The organism is Catenulispora acidiphila DSM 44928, assembly GCF_000024025.1.
In the GTDB taxonomy this organism is placed as follows: domain Bacteria; phylum Actinomycetota; class Actinomycetes; order Streptomycetales; family Catenulisporaceae; genus Catenulispora; species Catenulispora acidiphila.
The window spans coordinates 1,829,009-1,854,833 of the sequence record NC_013131.1 but is presented as its reverse complement, the minus strand read 5'-3'; the positions used below and the strand labels follow the sequence as shown (position 1 = coordinate 1,854,833).

Below are 25,825 nucleotides of genomic sequence, written 5' to 3'. Positions count from 1 at the left end.
TCGACACCCCGGAACAGACCCGAACAGGTGATCCGAGTGCCTGATCCGCCGTCCCATCCGTCCCATCTCGCCCCGTTTCGTTCCGGACATCACGTCAGCCACACGAAGGAAGGATGACCAACCATGGCCGTCTACGCAATCGGCGACGCAGTGCCGGAAATCCACCCCGACGCCTACATCCACCCGGACGCCACGGTGATCGGCCAGGTCAGTGTGGGTGCCGGAAGTACCGTGTGGCCCGGTGCCGTCCTTCGCGGCGATTACGGCCGGATCACCGTGGGCGACCGGACGTCGATTCAGGACGGCACAGTGGTGCATGCCACTGAGATGTTGCCCACAGTGATCGGATCAGACTGTGTCGTTGGTCACATCGCCCATCTGGAGGGGTGCGTGGTGGAAGACGGGTGCTTGATCGGTTCGGGTTCGGTGGTGCTGCACCGCGCCGTGGTGCGCACGGGAGCCCTGGTGGGCGCGAACGCCGTTGTGAGCAACGGGGTGGAGGTCCCCTCCCGCGCGATGGCCCTCGGCGTCCCGGCGAAAATCCGGGAGAACACCGTCCCGGAGGGCAGCTTCGACGACGCCGTCGCCCGCTACGTGGCCAACGGCAAGCGCTACCGCGAGGAACTGCGGCGCGTCGACTGACCCGGCTGACCCCGCTGAACCAGCTGACCCGACTGAGCCCGCCGAGCGCCTCGGCGGCGCGCTCCGCGAGGCTCTGGACCGCCTGGCGCGGCACGCCGAACAGCCCCGGCGGGAGAACGCGTTCCGAGACCTCCTGGAGGCCGCCCACGCCCCGCCGGACCGCTCGACGCTCCCCGCGTCCCGCCTCCGCCGCCACCGCTACGCGCTCGACCGGAACCTCCCTCATCCGCAGCCGCCGACTCTTGATACCGAAACGGATGGTCATCCCGCGCTCTTGAAGCCCTTCCCTGTGCGCACCTTCTCCCTGGGCGCGCCATAAGGACCGCCTCAGGAGATGTGCATCCGCCCCGCCATACGCCGCAGCCGCTCCCGCTGGCTGCGCCGCTCGTGGCTCAGCAGCGAGCGCACGGCGGCCTTCGCGACCGGGTTGTTCCGCACCAGCAGCGGCGCGATCCGCTCGGCCCGCTCTATCTCGTTCAGCGCTTGGTCGTAGCCGCCGTGGTAGATCCAGCCGCGCGCGGCGTCCAGATGGAAGCGTCCGCGCCGGGAGGCCGGGAAGCTCGCCGGCAGCCGGGTCTGGGACGCCAGCGCGACCGCGCGCGCCCCGTCGCGGATCTCCACCGCCACCGCGAGCTTGTGGATGTCGACGTTCGCCGAGCAGAAGGCGAGCTTGTACGGGTCGTACCCCTCGCCGAGGCGGCGCGCGGTCTCGTCGGCCAGGGCGATGCGCTGCCATGCCTCGTCCTCCTTGGACGACAGCGCCGCGGTGATCGCCGCGCGCAGTTGGAGCGAGCCCCACACCGACGCCTGCTCCTTCTGGCGCGGCTCGCCGACGAAGCCGATCGCGCCGTCGATCAGATCCAGCGCGTCGGGCCACAAGTCCGCGGCCCACAAGTCGCGGACCCGCAGGTAGTCGAAGACCACTGACAAGCACGGGTCCCCGGCGCGCTGGGCGGCGGCGCGGAAGCGCTCTGTGGTGAGCGTGGACAGGTCGTCGTAGCCGAGCTCGTGGGCGACCGTGTCCGCTTCCTTATACGCCCGCGCGAGGAGTCCGTGGAGCCGTTCGGACTCCTCCCCGGATCGGGCGACGTACGCCGCCGCGTGGATCTCCCGGATGAGGTTCGGAGCGGCTTCGCCGAGATCGGCGTAGCGCGCGGCCATGCGCAGCACCGCCAGCTGCTCCACCGCGGCTTCCAACTCCCGGCGCGAGCGCGGTTCCACCGGCCAGTCCGGCGGCAGATCGTGGCGCGAGACCACGCGCCGCAGGGCGGGGATCGCGCGGTGGCCGCGGTCCTCGGCCCGGGTGCCCGGGTCGTAGGGGCGTCCGGTGATTTCGTTGGGATAGACCTTCAGGACGCTCGCGGCGCGTACGATCAGGGTCACCGAATCCAGCTCCAGGTCGCCGTTCTCGATGCCCGACACCCAGCCCTGGGAACGGCCCATGAGTTGTCCGAACTCGGCCTGCGTGAGCCCGGCGCGTCTGCGCAGACGGCGGATCCGCCCGCCGTCGGGCTCCTGCTCGTAGGTCGCCATGCCAGCCTCACAATCCGGTCAATGAGGAACATCCCGATTGCGAGACCCATCGTCCGCCCGGGCACGGTGCCGTTCGGGCCAGGTCGACAGAATGTCCCCGACCCGCCGGGAGGATCCCTGTGCCAGTCCTCTACCTGATCGCGTGCGGCGCCCCGCCGGCCGCGGAACTGCTGTCCCACCCCGAGGCGGTACCAGGCCTGCAGGCCGACGGCTGGACCGTGTGCGTGCTCTGCTCGCCGAACGGGGAGCGCTTCCTGGACACCGCCGCGGTGTCGATCGCGACCGGCTATCCGGTACGCGTGGAGCAGCGGCTGCCGGGCGAGCCGGACGTGCTGCCCTCACCGGACGCGATCCTGGTCGCACCGGCGACGTTCAACACCCTGAACAAGTGGGCGCTGGGCATCTCCGACACCCTGGTCCTGGGAATCCTCAACGAGAACCTGGGCGCCGGACTGCCGATCGCGGCGACGATCTGGGCCAAGGACGAGCTGCAGAAGCACCCTGCGTTCGACGCGCACGCGCAGCTGCTCTTCGAGAGCGGTGTCCGTTTCATCCAGCCGGACGAGGATGTTCAGCAGTTCCCGTGGCGGCAACTACGGTTGGCGATGGCGGAACTTCTGCCGGGGTGAGGCGTCAAGGCGGCAGAGAGCCAAGGCGTCAAAGCAACAAAGCGTCAAGGCATCACTGCCCGGCGAGCTTCTCCTCGACCGCAGCCACCTTCGCCGTCAGACCATCGGTGACCCCGGCGCGGATGTCCGCCTTCAACACCACGCTGACCCGCGGCGCCTTCGCAGCGACCGCGTCCACAGCGGCCTTCACCACCGCCATCACCTCGTCCCACTCCCCCTCGATGCTCGTGAACATCGCGTCGGTGGAGTTGGGCAGCCCGCTCTCGCGCACCACCCGCACGGCGTCGGCGACATACTCGCTGACACCTTCGCCGGCACCGATCGGGGTCACAGAGAACGCGATAATCATGGCTCGATCTTAGGTCGAACCCTCACATGCCGACCGGCAGCCACACCCGCACGATCAGCCCGCCGCCGGGCCGCGGCTCGGCGGCGACCCGGCCGCCGTGCGCGCGCACCACGGAGCGCACGATCGACAGGCCCAGCCCGACGCCCTTGTCCTTCGGATCGCGGGCCGGGGAGGCGCCGGAGGGCTGCGTGCCGCGTTTGAAGGGCTCGAAGAGCGTCTCCACCGCGTACGCCGGGACCTCCGGACCGGTGTTGGCGACCACCAGCAGGCCGTGGCCGGGCAGGTCGGTGGAGCGGTCGTAGCTGAGCACGTCGACCCAGCCGCCGGCGCCGATGTTGTGCCGCAGCGCGTTCTGGATCAGGTTCATCGCGATGCGCTCGATGAGGATGCCGTCGCCGGAGACCGACACCTGCTGCAGCGAGGTGCGGATCGCCACCTGCCGCTCGGCCGCCTCCAGCTCGCACTGCGTGACCGAGCGGAACGCCACCTCGGCGAGGTCGACGTCCTCCCGGTGGGCCGGCTCGTTGTCCGCCCGGGCCAGCAGCAGCAGGCCCTCGATCATGCGCTCGCTGCGCTCGTTGGTGGCCAGCAGGGTGCGGCACAGCTGCCGGGTCTGCTCGGAGGCCTCCGGGTCCATCAGCGTCACTTCGAGCAGCGTGCGGTTGATCGCCAGCGGCGTGCGCAGCTCGTGCGAGGCGTTGCCGACGAACCGGCGCTGCCCCTCGAAGGCCTGGTCCAGCCGGTCCAGCATGCCGTCGAAGGTCTGGGCGAGCTCGACGAGTTCGTCCTGCGGGCCGTCCATGTCGATGCGCGCGTGCATGCTCCGGTCCGGGCGGCTGGCCACGCGCCGCGCCATGCGCGTGATGCGGTTGATCGGGTGCAGGAACCGGCCGGCCAGGAAGTAGCCGATCACGAGCGCGACCACCGCGGAGATCAGCAGCACGAAGATCAGCGGCTTGTCGATCTGGCGCAGGATCTGCTGGTCGGCGATGGCCTTGCAGTTCTTCGTCTCGGCCAGGGTCATCGACGCCTTGGGCCGCTGGCAGTCCGCGGGCTCGGAGACGTCCGCGACCGGGTGTCCGAGCCGCCACTTGAACAGCGTGTAGGCGGTGTAGATCAGGACCGCGCCGGTCACGAACACCGAGGCGCCGTACGTGATCGTCATGCGCAGCCGGATGGTCAGCCCGCGCCGGCGGACGCCCTGCGGCACCGCGGCCGGCCCGACCTCGCCGCCGTAGGTGCTGTCGACCGCTCCGGAATTGCCCGCCATCACGCCTTGTATACCGTGGACTTCCTGCATCAGGGAATCCGGTAGCCCGCGCCGGGAACGGTCAGCACCACCGGCGGCTCACCGAGCTTGCGGCGCAGCGTCATCACCGTGACGCGCACCACGTTGGTGAACGGGTCGGCGTTCTCGTCCCACGCCTTCTCCAGCAACTGCTCGGAACTCACAGCCGCACCGTCGGCCCGCATAAGGACTTCCAGTACCGCGAATTCCTTGGGGGACAACGGCACCAGCCGTCCGTCCCGCATAACCTCGCGCCGGCTGGGATCCACGCGAATACCCGCGCGCTCCAGCACCGGCGGCAGCGCCGGGACCGCGCGGCGGCCCAGAGCGCGGATGCGCGCTATCAGCTCTGGGAACGCGAAAGGCTTCGCCAGGTAGTCGTCGGCGCCGAGGGTCAGGCCCTCCACGCGGTCCGCGACGTCGCCGGCCGCCGTCAGCATCAGGACCCGGGTCGACAGACCGCTGTGCACGATGTGGCGGCAGACGTCGTCGCCGTGCACCAGAGGCAGGTCGCGGTCCAGCACGACCACGTCGTAGTCGTTGACGGCTATCCGTTCCAGCGCGGCGTCGCCGTCGTAGACGACGTCCACCGCCATGGAGTCCCGGCGGAGCCCGGTGGCCACGGCGTCGGCCAGCACCTGCTCGTCCTCCACGACCAGCACCCGCACAGCGCGCTCTCCCTCGGTCCGGCAGGCGGTCCCCGGCGCTCCGGGTCCGGCGCCCATCATGCCTGGTCACCAGGTAAACACCGGGTAAGTGACACACGTCTCATGATCACAGGGTTTTCTCAGGTGATCCAAAGTTTCCCTGGCGAGGATGCCGGGCAGAAGGCACGAAGCCCCCTAGCGTCACCCCCGCAGGAGAGAGACCATGCTCGAATTCGTCACCGGCCTGACCCAGCGTATCCGCGAGACGAAGTCCCGCCTGCAAGGTGCGATGATCGCCGAGGACGTTTACGCGGTGCAGGTGGAACAGGCGGAGCTGGACAACCTGCTCCGGATCGCCGCGAACCACCACGTGGAGGTCCGCGACGACCTCCCCCGCGCCGCCTGACCGGAAATCCCGGCAGGAAGGTGCCGGACTCCCTCCCTCAACCCCTCAGGAGTCCCGCGCCGCGTTGCGTCCCTCAAGAAACTCGCGCAAGGCCTGGAAAAGCCCGTCAGCGGCCGCCACCGTCATCTCGTCGGAGGCGGCCGCTCCATATAGGCCGCCGACCATCGCCCCGGCTTCCTGGGCGATGAGTGCGCCGGCCGCCAAGTCCCACGGCTTCGCCCCGCGCTCGTAGTAGGCGTCCACGCGTCCGCACGCCACCGAGCACAGATCGATCGCCGCCGAACCCCCGCGCCGGATGTCCCGCACCAGCGGCATCAACTCCGCCACGATCGCGCCCTGCACCGCACGCCGCTGCGCCGCGTACCCGAAACCGGTGGCGACCAGCGCGCGCTCCAGCGGCACCGGCTTGCCCTCCGACTGCGCGCTAAAGGCGCGGATCGGCTCTCCGTTGAGAAAAGCGCCGTGCCCGCGCATCGCGGTGAACCTCTCGCGCAGCATCGGTATCTCGACCACGCCGGCGGCCATCTCGCCGTCGATCTCCACCCCGATCGAGACGGCCCACATCGGAAGCTCGTAGAGGTAGTTCACCGTGCCGTCGACCGGATCGATCACCCACCGCACCCCGGAGGTCCCCGCGCGCTCCGAGCCCTCCTCGCCGAGGATGCCGTCGTCGGGCCGCTCGGCGAGGATGCCCTCGACGATCAGCTTCTCCGAACGCTGATCCATGACCGTCACAATGTCGGTCGGGCTGGACTTGGTCTCGGCCACCCCGAGATCGCGCGGACGGTCCTCGACCAGGAGCCGTCCCGCCTCGGCGGCCAGACGCACCGCCAGTTCCAGCAGTTCCTTGGGATCGGCGTTGTCAGACATGAGGGGTGGACCTTCCTATAGGGATCTTGCTAATCCTCCCCCGCCACCGCCGGGAGCGGCGCGCGCGGGTTCGGGCAACAGTTCAGGGGACACACGTCGGGGAAGGCGCGCAGCCGGCCGACGACCGTCGACAGCGATTCGCCCTCGCTGTCCCCGCGGGCCACCGCGGCGCGCTCCAGGATCAGGCGGCGCAGTCCGGCGACGAACCGCGGATCGGTCCCGACCGTGGCGGCGCGCGCCATCGGCAGGCCGATCTCCTGCGCGGTCTCGGCGGCCTGGGTGTCGAGGTCGTAGATGACCTCCATGTGGTCGGAGACGAAGCCGATCGGAGCGAGCACCGCGCCGGTCGCGCCCTGCGCCTTGATGTCGCGCAGGTGGTCGTTGACGTCCGGCTCCAGCCACGGCATCTGCGGCGGTCCGCTGCGCGAGCAGAAGACGAGTTCGTGCGGGAGCACCAGGCCGGTGCGGCGGCTGACGCCCTCGGCCACCAGACGCGCCACTTCCAGGTGCTGCGAGACGTACGCGCCGCCGATCGGACCGGAGGTCTCGGCATAGGTGCGCGGCAGCGAGTGCGTGACGAACACCAGGCGCGGCGCCATACGCGCGCTCTCCGGCAGCCCTGCGACCGCCGCCGCGACAGCGTCCGCCATCGGCTCGACGAACCCGGGCTCGTTGAAATACGGCCGGATCTTGTCGAACTGGATCGAGGTGCCGGACTGCTCTAGCGCCCGCGCCAGATCCTCGCGGTACTGCCGGCAGCCGGAGTACGAGGAGTAGGCACTGGTGAACACCGCGAGCGCGCGCCGGACTCCGTCGGCCTCCATCTCGGCGAGCGTGTCGGCGAGGAACGGCGACCAGTTCCGGTTGCCCCAGTAGATCGGGAGCTTCAGGCCGGTGTCCGCGAAGTCCTGGCGCAGCGCGGCGATGAGGTCGCGGCACTGCGCGTTGATCGGGCTGACGCCGCCGAACTCGAAGTAGTGCGCGCCGACCTCCTTGAGCCGCTCCGGCGGGATGCCGCGGCCGCGGGTCACGTTCTCCAGGAAGGGCACCACGTCCTCGGGTCCTTCGGGACCGCCGAAGGACACCAGGAGCAAAGCGTCGTACGGAGCGGTGGTCGACATGTCAGCGGGACTCCATGATGTCGAAGACCAGCGCCGCCGGCCCGGTCATCTCCAGGTGGCCGTCGGCGCGCTCGACGAAGCGCAGCCGGCCGCCGAGAACGTCCACGGTGTACTCGGTCCCGGCGTCCGCGGCGTCGCGGCGCGCGGCGGCGATCATCACCGCGCAGGCTCCGGTGCCGCAGGAACGCGTCTCGCCGACGCCGCGTTCGTAGACGCGCATGGCGAGGTGGCGCGGAGCGACGTCCGCGGCGAACTCCACGTTGACGCCCTCTGCGTAGACGCCTGTGGGCGACACAGTGGGCATCTCATAGAGAGATCCGGCATCGTCGGTGGAGTCCACGAAGACGACAGCGTGCGGATTCCCCATATCCACGTCCACTGCGTCGCGCGGCGTCCCGTGGACGTCGACCGTGACGGCGCCGCGTTCGGTCGGGAACACCGGGATGCCCATGTCGACGGTCACGTCCGCGGTGTTCTCGCCGGTGGCCCTCAGCGTCACGCGCTTGATCCCGCCGCGCGTGCCCACGGCGAACTCCACCGGTTCGCCGACGCCGCCGCCCTTGACCAGTCCGCGCGCCGTGACGAACAGCGCGAAGACACGGACGCCGTTGCCGCACATCTCGGCCACGCTGCCGTCGGCGTTGCGGTAGTCCATGAAGAACTCCGCCTCCGCGGCCTGGTCTTCGTACCCGGGCATGCGGGCGGTGCGCACCACGCGCAGCACGCCGTCGGCGCCGATCCCGGCTCGCCGGTCGCACAGCGCGGCGACGCGCGAGGGCGCGATCTCCAGCGTGCCGTCCGGGTCCGGGACGATGACGAAGTCGTTCTCGGTGCCGTGGCCCTTGGTCAGGGTGGTGCGGGCCGGCAGGCCGTCGAGGATCATGCCCCGATCCTATCCAGCGCCGCCTCCAGCAGGTCGGACCGGTCGTAGCGCAACCACGTCACGCGCGGGTCCCGGCGGAACCAGGAGTCCTGGCGCCGCGCGAACCGCTTGGTGGCGCGCACCGTCTCCTCCTTCGCCTGCTCCTCGGTCCACTCCCCGGCCAGGAAGCGCAGGACCTGCGCGTAGCCGAGCGCGCGGCTCGCGGTGAGGCCGTCGCGCAGTCCTTGCGGCTCCAGGTCCCGCACCTCTTGGACGAAGCCCGCCTCCCACATGCGGTCCACCCGCACGGTGATGCGTTCGTCCAGCGCGGGGCGGTCGATGTCCAGCCCGAGGTGCACGGTGCGCGGGTAGTGGTCGGTGTGCTCGGGCAGCGTCGCGGTGAACCGGCCGCCGGTCAGCTCGATCACCTCCAGCGCGCGCACGATGCGGCGTCCGTTGGACGGCAGGATCGTCTCGGCGGCCTGCGGGTCCTGGTCCTTGAGCCGCTGGTGCAGCGCGAACGGACCGGCCTCGGCGAGTTCGGCTTCCAGCCGCTCGCGGATCAGCCCGTCGGTGCCGGGGAACTCGAACTCGTCCAGCGCCCCGCGCAGGTACAGTCCCGAGCCGCCGACGAAGACCGGCGGCCGGTCGCGCGCGATCAGGCGGTCCGTCTCGACGCGCGCCAGCGTCTGGTACTCCGCGACGTTGGCGGCGCGGGTCACCGGCCAGACGTCGAGCAGATGGTGCCGGACACCGCGGCGCTCGGCGACGGTCAGCTTGGCGGTGCCCACATCCATGCCCTGGTACAGCTGCATCGAGTCGGCGTTGACCACCTCGCCGCGCAGCGCTTCGGCGATCGCGACGCCGAGGTCGGATTTGCCGGAGGCGGTCGGGCCGACCACGGCGATCACCGGGACGGTGGCTGGGTTCATGCTGGCGATCCTGCGGCGCTCACCCGACGATTCTTCCATCCCGGACCGGACCCGCCGGTCAGGCGCCTGAACACTGTCACACATAGTGACGGATTCGGCTCGACAGGTGACGCTCTGCGTGATCCACTTGGGGGAAGGTCCCGCTTCACGGAAGGAAACGCAGGCGACATGGGCATCTTCGATGTGTTCAAGACCAAGGTGAGCGGAGCCGCCGACAAGGCGGGCGACGTGGCGGGGCAGGCCTGGGACAAGGCCGGCGGCGTCGCGGGCCAGGCCAAGGACAAGGTCTCGGACATGATGGACAAGAAGAAGGGCGAAGCGGCCGATCCTTCCGCCCCGCCCGCGGCCCACGCCCCGGCGGGCGCCGAGGCCGATTCCGAGGCCGGCGCGTCCACCATGGTCTCCGAGGGCGCGCCCGTGGCCACCGCCGGCGAGGCGGCACCCGGCGTCGGCGACGACGGCGCTCCGCCCAAGGACTCCGCCGGCGGGATGACCCAGAGCATCAAGGGCAACGCCGCCAGCGGCGCCGACCAGGCCGGGGAGATGAGAGCCGGGGAGATGGCCGAGGGCGCCACCGGCAACCGTTTCGACGAGAAGACCGACTCCGGGGTCCGGCAGGCGAAGGACAAGCTGGGCTGACACGCCTGCGGCGCCGGTTCAGCGGCGGGCGCCGTCGGATGGGGGATCCAACACGGCCGCGGGCTCCAGGGATGGAGACCGCGGCCGTTGCTGTGTCTTTATAGAGGGCGGTGTCTGTATATAGGGCGGCGCTTGGTGCCGATCAACGGTCAACGAGCGAGCCAGGTGGCGACGAAGTAGCCGACGCCGTAGGGCGCTTCGTCGTAGAGCAGCTCGGCGTCGTATTCGACTCCTGATGCGGTCGCCGCGTCGGCGAGGAGCTTCCAGGCGGGGAGCCCGGCGACGTGCAGTGCGCGCGACAGGTCCGGATCGAGGGCGGCGAGCGCCGCGGTGTCCGCGGTGGCGAGGGCTCGGGCGACTGCCGCGTCGTAGGGTTCGGCGCGTTCGTCGAAGTGGCCGGGCGCTTGCGGGGTGCGCGAGGCGCTGCCGTCGCCGAGGACCAGCATCGCTTGGCGCGCAGCGCTGTTCACTGTGTCGCTGCTGCCTGTCCCGTTGCCGACTGCCCTGTTGCCGACTGCCCCGTTGCCGACTGCCCCGCCGTGTTCGTCCACCATCACCGGCCGCCGCACGGGCTCGGTCGGACGGTCGCGCAGGAGCCAGGCGGCGATCAGGAACGGGAGCGTCATCGGAGCGGTGCCCTGCGTGACCGAATCCGGCGTTCCCCACCGCCCGTCAACGGTCAGATCCACTCCGTAAGCACGGAAATCACCCCGCGCGGCAACATCGTCACCTTGACCGGGTCCTGCGCCTACAATCAGCACTTCGTCGGCTCCGGCGGCGTACAGGCGGCCGACTGCCGTCTCGCAGGCGGAGCGCAGCGTGTCCAGGTCCGGGGAAAAGCCCTGCGCGACCTCGGGCACGAGGACCGGTGGATGCGGTACGACGGCGGCGGCGATCAACACCCGTCCAGGGTAGGGCACGTGGTCGCGGCGGTCGGCAGGTGCTGACACACTGGTCTGCGTAAAGTCGGAATTCTGGAGGGGCCAGCAGTGGCTGGGGAACACGACAACGAGCAGGACAGCCACGGCGTGGAGGGGATCCTGGTAGCCGGGCGGTACCGGCTCGTGGAACGGCTGGGCGCCGGCGGCATGGGGCGCGTCTGGAAGGCGCACGACGAGGCGCTGGACTGCGACGTGGCGGTCAAGGAGGTCTGGCTGCCGCCGATGCTCTCGGACAGCGAGCGCGCCGAGCGCCTCGCGCGGGCGCAGCGCGAGGCCCGCAACGCCGCGCGGATGCGCAACCACCCGCACATCGTCTCGGTGCACGACATGGTCTCCGACCGCGGGCTGCCGTGGATCATCATGGACCTGATCCCCTCGCAGAACCTGATGCAGGCCGTCGAGCAGTTCGGCCCGCTGCCCCAAGAGCAGGTCGCCAAGATCGGCCTCGGCGTGCTGGACGCGCTGACCGCCAGCCACGCCGCGGGCATCCTGCACCGCGACGTGAAGCCGGCGAACGTGCTGCTCACCACCGACGGCCGGGTGCTGCTCACCGACTTCGGCATCGCGGTCCAGGAGGCCGACCTGACCATGACGGCCTCCGGCGTCCTGGTCGGCTCCCCGGAGTTCGTGGCGCCCGAGCGCGCCCGCGGCGAGGCCAGCGACGGCGCCTCGGACCTGTTCTCGCTCGGCGCGACGCTGTACTACGCGGCCGAGGGGCGCTCCCCCTTCATGCGCGACACGGCGGTCGGGGTGCTGACGGCCATCCTGTTCGAGGACACGGCGCCGGTCACGCGGGTGCCCGCGCTGGCGCCGCTGATCAGCGGGCTGCTGACGAAGGACCCCGCGGCGCGCTGGACCGCGGCGCGGGCGCGTCCGGAGCTGGAGCGGCTGAGCGGGGCGACGCCGAGTTCGGGGACGCTGAGGGAGGCGATACCCGGGTCCGGCGGCACGCCGAATCCGTTCGTGCCGTCGACGATGGTGGCCGGGACGAACGGGGACAGCAGTACGCCGGGGGCTACGGTTCCGGGCCCTCGGGGCGCGAACACTCCTGGGACGGGAACGCCTTTCCCGGTCTCCACGGCGCCGGCGACGATGGCCGCTGACGCGGTCGGTCCGATGGGTGGTCCGATGGGCGGTCCGGGCGGGGGGTCGCAGACTCCTTATCCGCCGCAGGCTATGCCTTTCGGTCCTGGTCCTGGGGGTCCTGGTCCCTACGGGCCGGGCGGCCCGGGTGGTTCGATGCCGATGGGCCCGATGGGCCCGGGCAACGGTCCCGGTTTCGGTCCTGGTCCTGGTCCCGGTTTCGGTCCTGGCTTCCAGACCAGCCCGATGCCCACGCGGAAGGACAACACCGGTCGCAACGTCGGCCTCGCGATCGGCGCGCTGGTCGTGGTCGGCGGCGTCGTCGCGGCGATCGCCCTGTCCGGCGGCGGCAAGAGCGACAAGGCGACCCCGCCCCCGCCGACCGCCCCGACCTCGGCTTCCGTGCCGCATTCCTCGGCGCCGTCCTCGGGATCCACGACGTCCTCGGCGCCGGTGAACGGCCCGGACTCCTCGCAGCCCTCGAGCCCGTCGGACTCGGACACGCAGAGCTCGGACGCCGTCACGGACCCGGCGAGCTGGGACTCGTCCTCGACGGACCAGACGACGTTCGACCCCGACTCGCTGCTGCCGGTGTCGTTCACGGACTCCAAGGGCGTCGTCTACACGGCGACCAACCGCTGGACCGACAAGTGCGTCAACTCTTACGAGAGCACGCGGTTGAAGGCCATGCTGACCCAGTACAAGTGCGCCGACCAGGCGATCGGCACGTACACCGACAGCGCCGGCCGCGTCATGGTCGACATAGCGGTGCTGCCGCTGGCGGACGCCTCGACGGCGCAGACGGCGTTCAAGGACATGCAGGCCAAGAGCGCGTTCACGGTCGAGGACTGGGGCATCTGGTGCCCCAAGAGCGGGCCCGGCGCGGACATCTGCACGTCCGACAAGACCACCGGCGACGCCGAGCAGTACGGCTACATCCAGCCCGACCACCGGTACCTGGTCCACGCCGTGTCGCTCTACGTGAACCTCACGAAGGACAAGTCCGCGCTGACCTGGCTCACCCCCGCCGCCACCAGCGCGGCGAAGCAAGGCGGACCCCAGGTCGCGACGCAGTGACAGCAGCGGTGTAGTAAGAGCGGTGCAGTAAGAGCGGTGCAGTAACTCCAGACAGCAGGGACCTGATGACGAGGGAGGGCGGGGCCTTGTCCGTACAAAGTGGGGATCTGGTCGCCGGAAGGTACCGGACCAGCGAGCCGCTGGGACCGGCGTGGCGCGCGCACGACGAGATCGACGGCACCGACGTGGTGCTGGTCCCGATCACGACCGAGCCAGACCACGACAACACCGACGGCACCAGCGACAGCGGCACGACCACCGAGGCGCCCACCACGCCCGACCCCGCCGTCACCAACCCCCTCGACCCCCACCGCTGGCGCAACCGCACCGGCACCCTCCCCGTCACCGGCACAGCAACCGGCGACGCAGGCGCCTGGCTAGTAGCCGACCCCATACCGGCCCGCACCCTAGCCGACGCCGTCACCCAATGGGGCGCCCTCCCCGCCGAACAAATCCTCCTCATAGCAGCCGGCGCCATCACAGCAATATCAGCACCCGGCCCCCGCATCTCCCCCGCCGCCGACCACATCCTCCTCACCGACGACGGCCAAGTCCTCCTCCTCCCCATAGAAACAAACGAAAACGACCTCCCCACCCTCGCCACAGCCCTCCACCTAGCCGCCGAAGGCCCCGACACCCCCCAACCCCCCCGCCAACCCACCCTCACCACCCTGCTCACCACCCTGAACAACACCCAACCCGACCGCACAACAACAATCGACCGCACCATCACCGAACTCACCCGCCTAGGCGCCCCCCTCGAACCCCCCCACGCACCCGACGCCCTCCACGAAGCCCAATCAGCCAGCGCCGCAGCAGCCGAAGAAGCCCCCACCCCCGAACCCGACGACCCCAACGACGCCACCCAGCCCATGTCGCCCGCCGACCTCCTCGCCGAGACCGGCGAGAACGAGGCTGCCGCTGCCTCTGACGACGCCGATGGCGATGGCGATGGCGATGGCGATGGCGAGCACTCGGGCTCAGGCACGGATTCCGACTCGAGCGCCGACCTCAGCTCCGACACCGACTCCGGCTCGGACACGGACAGCGCCTCCGACCTCAGCTCCGACGCCGACACCGATTCAGAAGCCAGCTCGGATGCCAACACCGACTCACACTCGGACAGCGCCTCCAGCTCCAGCTCGGACACTGACTCAGACACCGACACCGACACCGAAGCCAGCTCGGCCGCCAACTCGGATGCCGACACGGACTCGGACACTGGCTCGGACACGGACGCCAGCTCGGAAACCGACACCGAAGCCAGCCCGGACGCCAATACCGACTCGGACTCGGACAGCGCCTCCAGCCCCAGCTCCGACTCCAACGCCAACACGGCCATCGACTCGGACACCGGCACCGGCTCGGATACCGACATCGACTCGGCCGCCAGCTGGGATGCGGACTCGGACATCAGCTCGGATTCGGCCGCCAGCTCGGACCCGGATTCGGACATCAGCTCGGCCGCCAACTCGGACGCCGACACCGACTCGGATACCGTCGACTCGGAAGCCAGTTCGGACTCGGACACCAGCTCGGACACCGATTCTGGCTCAGGCTCGGACTCGGACACCAGCTCGGCCGCCAACGCGGACTCTGACTCAGAGACCGGCTCGGACACCAGCGACAAGCCCACTCACCAGGTCCCTCTGGTCGCGGCCGCCGCCGAAATCCCGGCAGCCGATGCCGACACCAGCGAGTCCACTCCGATCGCTGCTGCCGATGACACTCCGGCGGCCGACACCGACAGCGACTCCACCCGCCAGGTTCCTCTGGTCGCAGCCGATGCCGATGACAGAGCCACCCAGCAGGTCTCGGCGCTCGATTCCGACAGCCAGTCGACTCGCCAAGTTCCCCTGATCGCCGACGCAGTCCCGGCAGCCGATGCCGACAGCCAAGCGACTCGCCAGGTTCCCCTGATCGCCGGCGCCGACGCGGTTCCCGAGTCCTCCACTCAGGAAATCGCCTCGCCGGACAACTCGGCGACCCGCGCGCTTCCCATTCCCGCGGCTGCGCAAGCCGAGCCGGCGCCTGTTAATCCTTTCGTTGCGCCCACGCAGGCTGCTGACATCGTGTCGCCTGTGGCGAGCCAGTCCGATGCGATTCCGCCGTCCGCCGGTGCGCCGAATCCGTGGCTGCAATCCCCGCAGCCTCAGCTTCAGCCGCAACCGCAGCCCCAGCCGCAGCAGGGCCCGTGGCCACAAGCAGGTCCCGGACCCCAGCCCGCGCCCGGCCCATGGGGTCCCGGCGGCAACGCCGGCGTCGGGCCCGGGCCTGGGCAGCCGCCCTACCCGCCCAACCAGCCGCCCTACTTCCCGCAGCAGGGACCGCCGCCTGGGAAGGGCAATCGCGGCAAGACCGCGGCGATCATTGTTGGGGCGGTGGCGGCGGTCGCGGCGGTGGTGTCGCTGGTTGTGCTGGCGACGCGGAGTAATGGTGGGGGGTCGTCTGACAATCTCGGGGCGGTGGGGCACTCGTCGAGTTCGTCTGCTTCGAACGGTCCGACGTCGGTGCCGAGTACCAACTTCCCCACCGGGTCCTCGACGTCCAGCTCTGACAAGTCGGGTCCGACCGATTCGGCCAGTGACTCCTCGAGCGACGATGTCACCGACACCGAGTCGGACAGCGACGCCGCTTCGCCGCCGGATCTGACGTCCACGCCGTTCGATCCGACGCAGTTCAACGCGTTCCAGACGGACAAGACGCCGTTGGAGCTCAATGCGCTGGTGCCGCAGGAGTTCACCGACGACAAGGGTGTGCACTACACGCTCAAGGCTGGCAGTGTGCAGCCGTGCGTGCAGACCGACATGTCCTCGAACATGCAGGACATCCTGACCTCCAACAGCTGCAGCAAGGAGATCGCGGCCAGCTTCGTCGACGACAGCGGCCAGTACCTGGTCTCGGTCAAGGTCCTGCCGCTGCCCGACCAGCACACCGCGACCGTCGTCTACAACGACCTCGCCAAGCAGTCCGCTGCCGACTTCGGCATCTGGTGCCCCGGCAGCGGTGCCGGCTCGACGACCTGCCAGGGCGACTACCAGTCGGCCACCATCAAGCAGTACCGCGAGCAGCAGCACCGCTACATCATCCTGTCGGTGGCGCTGGCCGTGAACCACTCGGAGTCCAGTGAGATCGCGCCGTGGCTCGACGCCGCCGCGAAGAAGGCCGTGGACACCGCGGGTCCTGACAACTGGTCCGGTAACCAGTAACGCTGGTAGCCCATTCAACTGATGAAGGCCTCTGCGATGGTCGCAGAGGCCTTCATCAGTTCACGAATCAGGATCAGTTCAGAACCCAGAATCAGCAGACGCCGCAAGCACTTTCCGCCTCCGCCGACACCGCCGGCTTGCCGATCGACGGCATCCCCAGCGTGACGGCCGCCGCGCGCCGCTCGGACTCCGGCTGCTCCTGCCGAGCCTGCCAAGCGTCCCCGGACCGGGTACGTCGCAGGGCCTTGATAGCGCTCGCGCCGTCCGGACCGTCGGCGTTCAGGTGGTGCGGCGCGGCGTAGGTGACCTCCACCGAGACCATGTCGCCGGGACGCGGCAGGTCGGCGGCCGCGGTGTCCCCGACGGCGAAGTGCACCAGCCGGTTGTCCGGAGCCCGCCCCGACATCCGCCGGGTCTCGCCGTCCTTGCGTCCCTCGCCCTCGGCGACCAGCAGCTCGACGGTCCGCCCGACCTGCTTCTTGTTCTCCTCCCAGGAGATCTCCTCCTGCAGCGCGACCAACCGCTCGTACCGCGCCTGCACGACCGCCTTGGGCACCTGCTCCTCCATCGTGGCCGCCGGCGTGCCGGGCCGCTTGGAGTACTGGAAGGTGAACGCCGCCGAGAACCGCGCCTGGCGCACGACGTGCATCGTCTGCTCGAAGTCTTCCTCGGTCTCCCCGGGGAAGCCGACAATGATGTCGGTCGTGATCGCCGCGTCGGGCATCGCCGCGCGGACCCGCTCGATGATGCCCAGGTAGCGGTCCTGCCGGTAGGAGCGGCGCATCGCGCGCAGCACCGTGTCCGAGCCGGACTGCAGCGGCATGTGCAGCTGGGGCATGACGTTCGGCGTCTCGGCCATCGCCGCGATCACGTCGTCGGTGAAGTCCCGGGGGTGCGGCGAGGTGAAGCGCACCCGCTCCAGACCCTCGATCTGCCCGCACGCGCGCAGCAGCTTCGCGAACGCCTCGCGGTCTCCGAACTCCGACCCGTACGCGTTGACGTTCTGCCCGAGCAGCGTCACCTCGCACACGCCCTCGGCGACCAGTGCCTCGATCTCCGACAGGATCTCGCCGGGCCGCCGGTCCTTCTCCTTGCCGCGCAGCGCCGGCACGATGCAGAAGGTGCAGGTGTTGTTGCACCCGACCGACACGCTGACCCACGCCGCGTACGCCGACTCCCGCCGCGTCGGCAGCGTGGAGGGGAACACGTCGAGCGACTCCAGGATCTCCACCTGGGCCTCGTCCCGCACCCGCGCCCGCTCCAGCAGCACCGGCAGCGACCCGATGTTGTGCGTCCCGAACACCACGTCGACCCACGGCGCCCGCCGCGTGATCTCCCCGCGGTCCTTCTGCGCCAGACACCCCCCGACCGCGATCCGCATCCCAGGCCGCCCGGCCTTCACCGAGGCCAGGTGCCCCAGGTTGCCGTAGAGCCGGTTGTCGGCGTTCTCCCGCACCGCGCAGGTGTTGAGCACCACCACGTCCGCCTCGCCGGCACCATCGGCCGCGCGCACGTAGCCGGCGCCCTCGAGCAGGCCGGAGAGGCGTTCGGAGTCGTGGACGTTCATCTGGCAGCCGTAGGTGCGGACGATGTAGGTCTTGTCGGTCGCGGTGTCGGGCATGCCTACCAGGATACGGCCAGTGCCGCGGCGTCCGGCCGCTACTCGCCAGGTGTGACGAGGCCGTTCTCGTAGGCGGCGATGACGAGCTGCGCGCGGTCGCGGGCGTCGAGCTTGGCGAGCAGCCTGGTCACGTAGGTTTTGACGGTCGCGGCGCTGATGCCCATCGCGACCTGGATCTCGGCGTTCGACAGTCCGCGGCCGACGAAGGTCAGCGCCTCGCGTTCGCGGCCGGTGATCGCCTCGATCCGGCGGGGAGGCGCCGCGGGCACCGTCGGCGGCGCGGTCGCGGGACGCGGACGGCTGGCGAACTGCGCGATCAGGCGCCGGGTGACCTTCGGGGCGATCAGCGCGTCACCGGCGGCGACCACGCGGATGCCGGCGAGGATGTCGCTGACCGCCATGTCCTTGACGAGGAATCCCGACGCACCGGCGCGCAACGCGTTGTAGACGTTGTCGTCATCGTCGAAGGTCGTCAGAACGATGACCCGGGCGCTCCCGGCGCCGCCGGTGATCATCCGCGTCGCCTCGATGCCGTCGGTCCCGGGCATGCGGATGTCCATGACGACCACGTCGGGGCACAGCTCGCGGGTCATCCGCACCGCGTGCAGCCCGTCGCCGGCCTCCCCGGCGACCTCGATGTCGGGCAGGTCGGCGATCGCCATCGCCAAAGCGGCACGGACCAGAGGCTGGTCGTCGGCAAGCAGGACGCGGACCGGCATCAGACCTCCACCGAAACCGACGCCGACACCGGCGCCGACACCGGCACTCGCGCGGCAACACGAAAGCCGCCTTCCGGACGCGGACCAGCGCTGAACTCGCCATGCAGGATCTCGATCCTGGCGCGCATGCCCGGCAAGCCGTAGCCAGTACTGCCGACACCACCGGCATCCGAGCCGGCGCCGCTATCGACGACCACGACCGACACAGCCCCATCCTCGAACCCCACAGACACCCGACACTGCTTCGTCCCAGAGTGCTTGATCACGTTAGTGACCGATTCCTGGATAACGCGAAACACAGAACTATCGACCTCGGGCGGCAGCGGCAGGCGCCGACCACGCCACTGCACGTCGACCCGCACTCCCGCAGCTCGCGCATTCGCCACAAGACGGCCGATGCCCTCCAACCCAACGGGATCGGCAGGCGCGTCATGCAACGTCGCCACCATCCGCCGAAGCCCGGCCAGCGTCGTCCGACTCGTGTCCTCGATGATCCCCAAAGCCTGCTCCGCCGCATCCGGCCGCCGCAGCACCACCAACCTGGCAGCTCCCGCCTGAAGCGCGACCACACCGATCTCGTGCGCGACCATGTCATGCAGGTCGCGCGCGATCCGCAGCCGTTCAGCCGTCACCGCCCGACCGGCGACCTGAGCCCGCAGCTGTTCGGCATGCTCACGCTCAGCACGCCGCGCGTCCCCGAGCACCCACGCCAGCACCGTGATCAACAGCACGACCACCTCGATCGACGTGTCCACACGCAGCCCCAACACGAGGCTCGCAGCGACGTAGCCGACCACCCCTGCGAACGCCAGCGCAGCACACCAGATCCCGACCCGCCTGCCGCCTCCGGCCGCGACGAAGAACACTGCGACGCACACCGCCACATACTGATCAGGCGCGATCGCCGAGGTATGCAGGTCGTAGTTCACCGCGAACACGCTGGCCATCAACGCAGCCACCGCCGCCACCGCCGAAACCGGCCGCCGACCTAGCAACCGACAGCCGAGCGCCACCAACCCCGCCGCGGCGATCAGCACCACCAGCTGCCGATGGTCCGTCATCAGCGGATCGGACGACGGATCACGCCCTACCACCGTCCCGCCCCACGGCCGCTTCAACCGCAGCGCCTGCGCGATGAACAAGGACAGCGTCGACAGAACCCAGACGCACGCGACCACCCGCGCCGGAGTCACCCGCGTCATCAGCGGTCGGGCTTCGGACATGCCCCGATCCTAAGAAGCAGACCGCCTTCCCACATCGGACCCAGGGCGTACTCCCCCGGGCGACAACGCCGACCCGATTGCCGGTCCTGCTCCGATGTGGCGGACCCACCGCCGACGGCAGCCTCGATCCCATGATTCCCAAGGATTCCGAGCCGCTCCAGACCGTGGTGCGCCTCTCAGACGTGCGCAAGGATTTCGGCGACTACTCGGCGCTGGACGGCGTCGGGCTGGAGATCCGAGCCGGCGAGTCGGTCGCGGTGATGGGCCCGTCCGGCAGCGGCAAGTCGACCCTGTTGAACCTGCTTTCCGGGCTGGACCGACCCTCAGCCGGCAGCGTTGTGGTCTGCGGGCAGGACCTCGGCAAGCTCACCGAGAAGGAGCTGGCCCTGTTCCGCCGGCGCCGGATCGGGATGGTCTTCCAGTTCTTCAACCTGCTGGACGACCTCCCCGCGCTGGACAACGTCGTCCTCGCCGGACGGCTGGTCGGACTCAAAGCCGGACCGGCGCGGCGACGAGCGATGGAGCTGCTGGACCAGCTCGGGATCGCCGACCGCCAGGACGTCTATCCGGCCTCGCTGTCCGGCGGCGAACGCCAACGCGTCGCGGTAGCCAGGGCCCTGATGAACCGCCCGGCGCTGCTCCTGGCCGACGAGCCGACCGGCGCGCTCGACAGCCGCTCGGGAGATTCGGTGGTGGAGCTGCTGACGGAGGTGAACCGGCAGGGCCAGACGCTGGTGGTGGTCACGCACGACCGCAGGCTCGCGGCACGCTGCGCACGCCGAGTCGTCGACGTCGTGGACGGCCGGATCGCCGGCGAGCACATCGCCGAACAGGTCACTGCACACGGCAGGGAGCAGGCGCGATGACAGCGGTGTGGAGCGTAGCCCGAGCCGCGATCAAGCGGCGCCGTCTCCAGACCTTCATCCTCGGCGTGGTCGTCCTGGCCTCGACGGGAATGATCGTGGTCACGCTGGGACTGATGGCCGCCGTATCAGGGCCCTTTGACAAGGCGTACAACGCGTCCCACGGAGCCCATGTCATCGCAGAGTTCGACGACACCAAAGCTTCAGATGCGCAGCTCGCACAGACCGCCGACACGACCGGGGTCACCGCCTCCGCCGGTCCCTACCCCGTCGCCGTACTTCATCAGCCCACTGCCGTAGGCGCCCCGTTCGAAGTCGCGGGCACCTTCACCGTCGTCGGCCGCGACCGGCCCGACACCCCGGTCGACACGATGAAGGTCTACGCCGGACGCTGGGTCGAAGGCCCGGGCGAGATCGTCTTGAACCTGCCCCAGGGATACGGCGCGGCCCGGCTGCTCGACAAAGACGTGCACGTCGTGGCGCCAGGCGGCATCGACCTGAAGGTCGTCGGCTACGCCACCTCCGTGAGCCAGTCCGCCAACGGCTGGGTCACCCCCGACCAAGCCCGGGCGCTGGGTGTGTCCTCCACGCAGATGATGTACCGGTTCCACGACGCCGGAACCGGCGCGGCGCTCACGTCCGACACGGCAGCGATCACCGCTGGGCTGCCGCGGGGTGCCCTGACCGGAACCGCCTCCTACCTCACCCTCAAAGCCCACCTGGCCACCGGACCGAACACCTACGTCGCGTTCCTGACCGCCTTCGGCATCCTCGGCCTCGTCGTCTCGGTCCTGATCGTCGGCACCGTGGTCAGCGGCGCCGTGGTCGCCGGCTTCCGACATATCGGGATTCTCAAAGCCCTGGGATTCACCCCGAACCAGGTGACCGCCGTCTACCTGCTCATGGTCACCGCTCCGGGGGCGATCGGATGCGTGATAGGCACGGCGCTCGGCTCGGTCGTCGGGACCTGGATGGCGCAGGGCGCGTTCTGGGGCGTCTCCGGCAACTATCTGGTCCGGAACATGGTGACCGTGCCGACCTGGATCTATCCGCTGGTGCTGATCGGCATGCCGGTCCTCGTCGCAGTGTCCGCACTCATTCCAGCCGTGAGAGCCCGCCGCCTGCCCGCTGCGGTGGCGATCGGCTCCGGCAGCGCGCAGCACACCGGACGCGGCCTGGCCGCCCAGCGCCGCCTAGGCGAGTCGCGGCTGCCCCGAGCGGTGAGCCTCGGGCTGGGCTGGCCGTTGGCGAGACCGGGTCGCACGGCCCTGACTCTGTCGACCATCGTCCTCGCCGTGACGAGCGCGACGCTGGCGATCGGGCTCGCGGCGTCCGTCCTCGCCTTCAACCGGACCCAGGATCAGCAGGACAAGGTCCAGGTGACGATCGGAGTCGACAATCCGGAGTCGCCGGCACGCCCCGCAGCGCCGACCCATACCGACGATCAGTTGTTCGCGCTGCTGCGCGCTCTTCCCGGCACGGCTCACGTCTCCGCCAGCGCAGTCGGACAAACCCACGTGGCCGGAAGCAGCGCTGCCGTCCGGCTGGGCATCGAGACGGGAGACACCGCAGCGCTTTCCCCCGACCTGGTCCGCGGACGCTGGGTCCACGGCCCTGGCGAGGTCGTGGCCGGTTCGCAGTTCTGGCACCAGCAACGTCTCCGACTGGGACAGACGATCGAGATCGCCGACGCCGAGGGGAAGCAGGTCTCTGAAACAGTCGTCGGCGAACAGTCCGACGGCTGGGACCTGACGACCACCGACTGGAACCGCTTCATCGGCCTCGGCGGCACACACCGTGCCAGCACGTTCTCCGTCAGTCTCACCCACGGCACCGATCCGACCGCCTACGCCGCAGCCGCCTCCCACCTCGACCCCGGCGTCCAGCCGGCGGTGAACGACGGCACGGGCTCGATCGAGAAGACGATGATCAGCGTGGTCTCGACCCTGACGGCGATGCTCGTCACCGTCTGCACGCTCGGCGTCTTCAACACCGTCGTGCTGAGCACCCGCGAACGCCGCAAGGACCTCGGCGTCCTCAAGTCGATCGGTATGACCCCCGGTCAGCTGATCGCCTTGGTGGTCACGGCGATGGCGGTACTGGGATCGCTCGGCGGTCTCCTCGGCCTCCCAGCCGGCATGCTCGCGCACCGCGTCGTCATCCCGGCGACCGGTCGCGGTACCGGACGCGACCTACCCGCCGCTGTCTTGGACGTGTGGCATTGGTGGTGGCTTCCCGCCCTCGTGCTTTCTGGTTGTGTGATCGCCGTGCTGGGGTCGCTCGTTCCCTCGTTCCGTGCCTCAAGGGCATCGGCCGCGGAGATCCTAAGGACGGAGTAGTTCGAAGAAGATCCAGTACTGCTGCAAGTGCGGCGGGATCTCCGTCCCCGCGTACGGCGTCCGCTCGGCGAACCCGCGCGACCGGTATAGACGCTGAGCGCTTGCCATGAAGCGGGCCGTGTCGAGGCGCACGGTCCGCGCCTCCATCCGTCCGGCCTCGGCGAGCAGGCGATCGAGCAGCTGGGAGCCGAGGTGCGCGCCGCGGCACTCGGGGACCACGTACATCCGCTTGATCTCGACGACGCCGGGCTCCAGCGTGCGCAAGCCCGCGACGCCCACCAACGCGCCGGCTTCGTCCTGCGCGACGAACAATGCCTTCGACGGGTCGCTGTACTCCTGCAGGGAATCGCGCAGGCTGGAGACGTCGGTCGGGGAGTCCTCGACGCCGAAGGTCTCCCGAAGCTCCTGGAGCGCCGTGGTGATGTAGTCCGTCAGGAGCTTGGCGATCTCGTCGGCCTCGGCGGGCAGGTCGGCGCGGCGGATGACGATGGGCATGGTTCGGGCACCTCCGGGGATCTGGCAAGTCTTGCACAAGACATTGTTCCGTCCGCCCCGGAGAGGAGAATGGCCGGATGGCAACGGCACCCCACCTGGACCAGGACGCCCTCCGCAGGCTCCACCGGACGATCGCGGCACGCGTCGGGCGCGGCGAGCTGCCCGGCGTCGTGACGCTCGTCGCCCGCGTCGGCGACGGCGACGATCATGGCGACAGCAGCGGCAGCGGCTCCGAGCAGGTCGACGTCGGCGTCTTCGGCGAGACCGACCTGACCGACGGCGATCCGCTGCGCCGCGACACGCCGTTCCGCATCACGTCGATGACCAAGCCGATCGTCGCCGCCGCGGTCCTGAGCCTCGTCGACGCCGGAATCCTGGACCTCGACGCGCCGATCGACCCCTTCCTCCCCGAGCTGGCGAACCGCAGGGTCCTGACCCGCCTGGACGGCCCGCTGGACGACACCGTCCCGGCCGACCGCGCGATCACCGTCCGCGACCTGCTGACCTTCCGCCTCGGCTTCGGCATGAACGGCGAGCCGCCGGACATCAACCCGCCATCCCCGATCAACCTCGCCGCCGAGGAGCGTGACCTGGTCCTCGCGCAGCCGGAACCGCGCACGGCGCACTCTCCCGACGCTTGGACCCGCCTGTTCGGCGAACTGCCGCTGATGGAGCAGCCCGGAACCCGCTGGCGCTACAACGTGGGCTCGCTCGTCCAGGGCGTGTTGCTCGCCCGCGCCGCCAAAGCGCCACTCGAAGAGGTCGTGAAGGAACGCATCCTGGACCCGCTGGGCATGAGCAGCACCGGCTTCCACGTCCCCGAAGCCGAGGCGCGCAGGCTGCCCGGCTACTACGTCACCGACTTCGCCACCGGGAAGCTGACCCGACAGCCGGCCGATCCCTGGCAGACGTGGGCGGCTCCGGCCGTCTTCCCCTCCGGCGCGGCAGGGCTAATCAGTACCGCCGACGACTACTACGCCTTCGCCCGCATGCTTTTGCGGCGCGGTTCCCACGAAGGCCGCCAGATCCTCTCGCCGGAATCGGTCGAGATGATGACGACCAACCAGCTCACCCCGGAGCAGGTCTCCGAAGCCGGTTTCCCGCTCAACGGCAGCGGCTGGGGCATGGGCGTGTCCGTCACCGCCGACCGCTACGGCTGGAACGGCGGCTACGGCACATCCTGGTTCAACGACCCGAGCCGCGGGATCTGCGCGATCTTCCTATCGCAGACTTCTGATGCGATCTTCAACGGAACCACGGACGAGTTCGACACCCTCGCATCGCAAGCCGCCGCCACCGATCCCGCCTCGTGACGCCTAACGCCCGCCGCCTGACGCCTGACGCCTGACCATCACTCACCCCAAGGAACTCTGATGAGCACCCCCGTCATCACCGAGGCCGACGTCAAGACCGCCGCCGACCGCATCGCCTCCCGGGTACGCCGCGTCACCGTCGCCCCCGCCGATCCCGGCACCGTGCCACGAGCCTCAGCGGTATGGCTGGCCGCCGAGTACATGCAGCACGGCGGCTCTTTCAAAGCCCGCGGCGCGCTCAACCTCGCCTTGCACCACCTCGAGAACGGGACCATGCCCGAGGAGGGCATCACCATCGCCTCCGGCGGCAACGCCGCGATCGCCGCCGCCTGGGCCGGTCGCGCCGCCGGTATCAAGGTCACCGTCTTCCTCCCGGCGACCGCGCCGACGATCAAGATCGCCAAGCTCCGCGCGCTCGGCGCCGACGTGCGCCTCGAAGGCACCGTCTACGCCCACGCCCTCGAAGCCTCCATCCAGCACGCGGACGAAACCGGAGCCCTGCTCTCCCACGCCTACGACAACCCCCTGGTCGCCGCCGGCGCCGGAACCTGCGCCGCCGAGATCCGCGACCTGATCCCGGACGTGGACACCGTCATGGTCGCCGTCGGCGGAGGCGGCTTCTTCGCCGGAACCGCCGCCGCGATGTTCCCGCACGGCGTCCGCGTCATCGCTGTGGAGCCCGAGAACTGCCGCGCCCTCAACGCTGCGCTGGAGGCCGGAGGCCCGACCGACGTCGACGTGGAGTCCGTCGCCTCTGACTCCCTCGGCGCGCGGCGCGTCTCGGAAACGGCCTACCAGTTGGCCACGAACCCTCTGGCGACCTCCGTCCTGGTCACCGACGAGCAGATCATCGCGGCCCGCACCGCGTTGTGGGAGCACCGCCGGGTGCTGGTGGAGCACGGCGCCGCGGCCGCGCTGGCCGCGCTGCTGTCCGGGCGGTACTCCCCCAGTGAGGGCGAACGGATCGCTGTCGTGCTCTGCGGCGCGAACACCGATCCGTCCGACCTGGCTCACTGAACTTTCG

At 70.0% G+C, this 25,825-nt stretch carries 23 protein-coding genes; 10 read left to right on the top strand and 13 right to left on the bottom strand.

Annotation, left to right across the window (positions count from 1 at the left end; genetic code table 11):
• The first annotated feature begins 123 nt into the window (after positions 1–123).
• On the top strand, positions 124–642 hold the full coding sequence (locus tag CACI_RS08145; RefSeq protein WP_012785847.1) for a gamma carbonic anhydrase family protein: 519 nt from the start codon (positions 124–126) through the stop codon (positions 640–642).
• Positions 643–969: 327 nt separating this feature from the next.
• On the opposite strand, the gene CACI_RS08140 is transcribed toward CACI_RS08145, so the two are convergent.
• A complete protein-coding gene (locus CACI_RS08140; protein ID WP_012785846.1) occupies positions 970–2,175 on the bottom strand; it encodes a helix-turn-helix domain-containing protein in 1,206 nt (401 codons plus the stop codon).
• Between the two features lie 119 nt (positions 2,176–2,294).
• Between CACI_RS08140 and CACI_RS08135 the strand changes: the two genes are divergently transcribed.
• On the top strand, positions 2,295–2,804 hold the full coding sequence (locus tag CACI_RS08135; protein ID WP_012785845.1) for a flavoprotein: 510 nt from the start codon (positions 2,295–2,297) through the stop codon (positions 2,802–2,804).
• 52 nt (positions 2,805–2,856) lie between these two features.
• Here the strand turns inward: CACI_RS08135 and CACI_RS08130 are convergent, their stop codons facing one another.
• Genes CACI_RS08130 through CACI_RS08120 form a run of 3 tightly spaced genes read right to left on the bottom strand, consistent with a single transcriptional unit; the run spans position 2,857 to position 5,109 of the window.
• Complete coding sequence (locus CACI_RS08130) at positions 2,857–3,153, bottom strand: MTH1187 family thiamine-binding protein (protein ID WP_012785844.1); 297 nt, start codon at positions 3,151–3,153, stop codon at positions 2,857–2,859.
• 22 nt (positions 3,154–3,175) lie between these two features.
• A complete protein-coding gene (locus CACI_RS08125) occupies positions 3,176–4,423 on the bottom strand; it encodes a sensor histidine kinase (protein WP_049871507.1) in 1,248 nt (415 codons plus the stop codon).
• A 29-nt stretch (positions 4,424–4,452) separates the two neighbouring features.
• A complete protein-coding gene (locus tag CACI_RS08120) occupies positions 4,453–5,109 on the bottom strand; it encodes a response regulator transcription factor (RefSeq protein ID WP_012785842.1) in 657 nt (218 codons plus the stop codon).
• A gap of 202 nt (positions 5,110–5,311) precedes the next feature.
• Here CACI_RS08120 and CACI_RS08115 point away from each other — a divergent pair, with 202 nt between their 5' ends.
• A complete protein-coding gene (locus tag CACI_RS08115) occupies positions 5,312–5,494 on the top strand; it encodes a hypothetical protein (RefSeq protein WP_012785841.1) in 183 nt (60 codons plus the stop codon).
• Between the two features lie 45 nt (positions 5,495–5,539).
• Here the strand turns inward: CACI_RS08115 and CACI_RS08110 are convergent, their stop codons facing one another.
• The 4 genes from CACI_RS08110 to miaA are packed head-to-tail and all read right to left on the bottom strand — an operon-like array spanning position 5,540 to position 9,279.
• The gene (locus CACI_RS08110) at positions 5,540–6,364 is read right to left on the bottom strand and encodes an inositol monophosphatase family protein (RefSeq protein WP_012785840.1); all 825 of its coding nucleotides are present in this window, start codon (positions 6,362–6,364) and stop codon (positions 5,540–5,542) included.
• A 29-nt stretch (positions 6,365–6,393) separates the two neighbouring features.
• Positions 6,394–7,485, bottom strand: a complete 1,092-nt coding sequence (locus CACI_RS08105; RefSeq protein ID WP_012785839.1) for a ferrochelatase — start codon at positions 7,483–7,485, stop codon at positions 6,394–6,396.
• Between the two features lies 1 nt (position 7,486).
• Positions 7,487–8,368 (bottom strand): diaminopimelate epimerase, encoded by an 882-nt coding sequence (gene dapF / locus CACI_RS08100; RefSeq protein ID WP_012785838.1) that lies wholly within the window; start codon positions 8,366–8,368, stop codon positions 7,487–7,489.
• Positions 8,365–9,279 (bottom strand): tRNA (adenosine(37)-N6)-dimethylallyltransferase MiaA, encoded by a 915-nt coding sequence (miaA, locus tag CACI_RS08095; RefSeq protein WP_012785837.1) that lies wholly within the window; start codon positions 9,277–9,279, stop codon positions 8,365–8,367. Before miaA ends, dapF begins: the two co-directional genes overlap by 4 nt.
• A gap of 168 nt (positions 9,280–9,447) precedes the next feature.
• On the opposite strand from miaA, the gene CACI_RS08090 reads away from it, so the two are divergent.
• Positions 9,448–9,918: a hypothetical protein gene (locus CACI_RS08090; protein WP_012785836.1), complete on the top strand. Its 471-nt coding sequence runs from the start codon at positions 9,448–9,450 to the stop codon at positions 9,916–9,918.
• A gap of 149 nt (positions 9,919–10,067) precedes the next feature.
• Here the strand turns inward: CACI_RS08090 and CACI_RS08085 are convergent, their stop codons facing one another.
• A complete protein-coding gene (locus CACI_RS08085) occupies positions 10,068–10,820 on the bottom strand; it encodes a class III extradiol ring-cleavage dioxygenase family protein (RefSeq protein ID WP_012785835.1) in 753 nt (250 codons plus the stop codon).
• Between the two features lie 87 nt (positions 10,821–10,907).
• Between CACI_RS08085 and CACI_RS45260 the strand changes: the two genes are divergently transcribed.
• Together CACI_RS45260 and CACI_RS49665 are read left to right on the top strand one after the other, a co-directional pair.
• On the top strand, positions 10,908–13,019 hold the full coding sequence (locus tag CACI_RS45260; RefSeq protein ID WP_012785834.1) for a serine/threonine-protein kinase: 2,112 nt from the start codon (positions 10,908–10,910) through the stop codon (positions 13,017–13,019).
• Between the two features lie 86 nt (positions 13,020–13,105).
• Complete coding sequence (locus tag CACI_RS49665) at positions 13,106–16,228, top strand: hypothetical protein (protein ID WP_049871506.1); 3,123 nt, start codon at positions 13,106–13,108, stop codon at positions 16,226–16,228.
• Positions 16,229–16,319: 91 nt separating this feature from the next.
• Here the strand turns inward: CACI_RS49665 and miaB are convergent, their stop codons facing one another.
• Genes miaB through CACI_RS08060 form a run of 3 tightly spaced genes read right to left on the bottom strand, consistent with a single transcriptional unit; the run spans position 16,320 to position 19,791 of the window.
• A complete protein-coding gene (miaB, locus tag CACI_RS08070; protein WP_012785832.1) occupies positions 16,320–17,849 on the bottom strand; it encodes a tRNA (N6-isopentenyl adenosine(37)-C2)-methylthiotransferase MiaB in 1,530 nt (509 codons plus the stop codon).
• Positions 17,850–17,887: 38 nt separating this feature from the next.
• The gene (locus tag CACI_RS08065) at positions 17,888–18,568 is read right to left on the bottom strand and encodes a response regulator (protein ID WP_012785831.1); all 681 of its coding nucleotides are present in this window, start codon (positions 18,566–18,568) and stop codon (positions 17,888–17,890) included.
• Positions 18,568–19,791, bottom strand: coding sequence for a sensor histidine kinase (locus CACI_RS08060; protein WP_012785830.1), 1,224 nt, complete (start codon positions 19,789–19,791; stop codon positions 18,568–18,570). Before CACI_RS08060 ends, CACI_RS08065 begins: the two co-directional genes overlap by 1 nt.
• A gap of 131 nt (positions 19,792–19,922) precedes the next feature.
• Between CACI_RS08060 and CACI_RS08055 the strand changes: the two genes are divergently transcribed.
• Positions 19,923–20,657, top strand: a complete 735-nt coding sequence (locus CACI_RS08055) for an ABC transporter ATP-binding protein (RefSeq protein ID WP_012785829.1) — start codon at positions 19,923–19,925, stop codon at positions 20,655–20,657.
• Complete coding sequence (locus CACI_RS08050) at positions 20,654–22,993, top strand: ABC transporter permease (protein ID WP_012785828.1); 2,340 nt, start codon at positions 20,654–20,656, stop codon at positions 22,991–22,993. Before CACI_RS08055 ends, CACI_RS08050 begins: the two co-directional genes overlap by 4 nt.
• Here the strand turns inward: CACI_RS08050 and CACI_RS45250 are convergent.
• Positions 22,979–23,488, bottom strand: a complete 510-nt coding sequence (locus CACI_RS45250) for a GNAT family N-acetyltransferase (protein ID WP_012785827.1) — start codon at positions 23,486–23,488, stop codon at positions 22,979–22,981. The two genes, CACI_RS08050 and CACI_RS45250, sit on opposite strands and share 15 nt — an antisense overlap.
• A 77-nt stretch (positions 23,489–23,565) precedes the next feature.
• Here CACI_RS45250 and CACI_RS08040 point away from each other — a divergent pair, with 77 nt between their 5' ends.
• Together CACI_RS08040 and CACI_RS08035 are read left to right on the top strand one after the other, a co-directional pair.
• Entirely contained in the window at positions 23,566–24,801 is a 1,236-nt protein-coding gene (locus CACI_RS08040) for a serine hydrolase domain-containing protein (RefSeq protein WP_012785826.1), read from the top strand.
• A gap of 60 nt (positions 24,802–24,861) precedes the next feature.
• Positions 24,862–25,818 (top strand): threonine/serine dehydratase, encoded by a 957-nt coding sequence (locus CACI_RS08035; RefSeq protein WP_012785825.1) that lies wholly within the window; start codon positions 24,862–24,864, stop codon positions 25,816–25,818.
• Positions 25,819–25,825: the final 7 nt, after the last annotated feature.

Excerpts from the sequence above, each read along its gene's own strand:
- CACI_RS08140 (WP_012785846.1), bottom strand. The coding sequence starts at position 2,175 with ATGGCGACCTACGAGCAGGAGCCCGACGGCGGGCGGATCCGCCGTCTG.
- dapF (WP_012785838.1), bottom strand. The coding sequence starts at position 8,368 with ATGATCCTCGACGGCCTGCCGGCCCGCACCACCCTGACCAAGGGCCAC.
- CACI_RS08110 (WP_012785840.1), bottom strand. The coding sequence starts at position 6,364 with ATGTCTGACAACGCCGATCCCAAGGAACTGCTGGAACTGGCGGTGCGT.
- CACI_RS08065 (WP_012785831.1), bottom strand. The coding sequence starts at position 18,568 with ATGCCGGTCCGCGTCCTGCTTGCCGACGACCAGCCTCTGGTCCGTGCC.
- CACI_RS08105 (WP_012785839.1), bottom strand. The coding sequence starts at position 7,485 with ATGTCGACCACCGCTCCGTACGACGCTTTGCTCCTGGTGTCCTTCGGC.
- CACI_RS45250 (WP_012785827.1), bottom strand. The coding sequence starts at position 23,488 with ATGCCCATCGTCATCCGCCGCGCCGACCTGCCCGCCGAGGCCGACGAG.
- CACI_RS08040 (WP_012785826.1), top strand. The coding sequence starts at position 23,566 with ATGGCAACGGCACCCCACCTGGACCAGGACGCCCTCCGCAGGCTCCAC.
- CACI_RS08060 (WP_012785830.1), bottom strand. The coding sequence starts at position 19,791 with ATGTCCGAAGCCCGACCGCTGATGACGCGGGTGACTCCGGCGCGGGTG.
- CACI_RS08145 (WP_012785847.1), top strand. The coding sequence starts at position 124 with ATGGCCGTCTACGCAATCGGCGACGCAGTGCCGGAAATCCACCCCGAC.
- CACI_RS08125 (WP_049871507.1), bottom strand. The coding sequence starts at position 4,423 with ATGGCGGGCAATTCCGGAGCGGTCGACAGCACCTACGGCGGCGAGGTC.
- CACI_RS08130 (WP_012785844.1), bottom strand. The coding sequence starts at position 3,153 with ATGATTATCGCGTTCTCTGTGACCCCGATCGGTGCCGGCGAAGGTGTC.
- CACI_RS08090 (WP_012785836.1), top strand. The coding sequence starts at position 9,448 with ATGGGCATCTTCGATGTGTTCAAGACCAAGGTGAGCGGAGCCGCCGAC.
- miaA (WP_012785837.1), bottom strand. The coding sequence starts at position 9,279 with ATGAACCCAGCCACCGTCCCGGTGATCGCCGTGGTCGGCCCGACCGCC.
- CACI_RS08050 (WP_012785828.1), top strand. The coding sequence starts at position 20,654 with ATGACAGCGGTGTGGAGCGTAGCCCGAGCCGCGATCAAGCGGCGCCGT.
- miaB (WP_012785832.1), bottom strand. The coding sequence starts at position 17,849 with ATGCCCGACACCGCGACCGACAAGACCTACATCGTCCGCACCTACGGC.
- CACI_RS08055 (WP_012785829.1), top strand. The coding sequence starts at position 19,923 with ATGATTCCCAAGGATTCCGAGCCGCTCCAGACCGTGGTGCGCCTCTCA.
- CACI_RS08115 (WP_012785841.1), top strand. The coding sequence starts at position 5,312 with ATGCTCGAATTCGTCACCGGCCTGACCCAGCGTATCCGCGAGACGAAG.
- CACI_RS08035 (WP_012785825.1), top strand. The coding sequence starts at position 24,862 with ATGAGCACCCCCGTCATCACCGAGGCCGACGTCAAGACCGCCGCCGAC.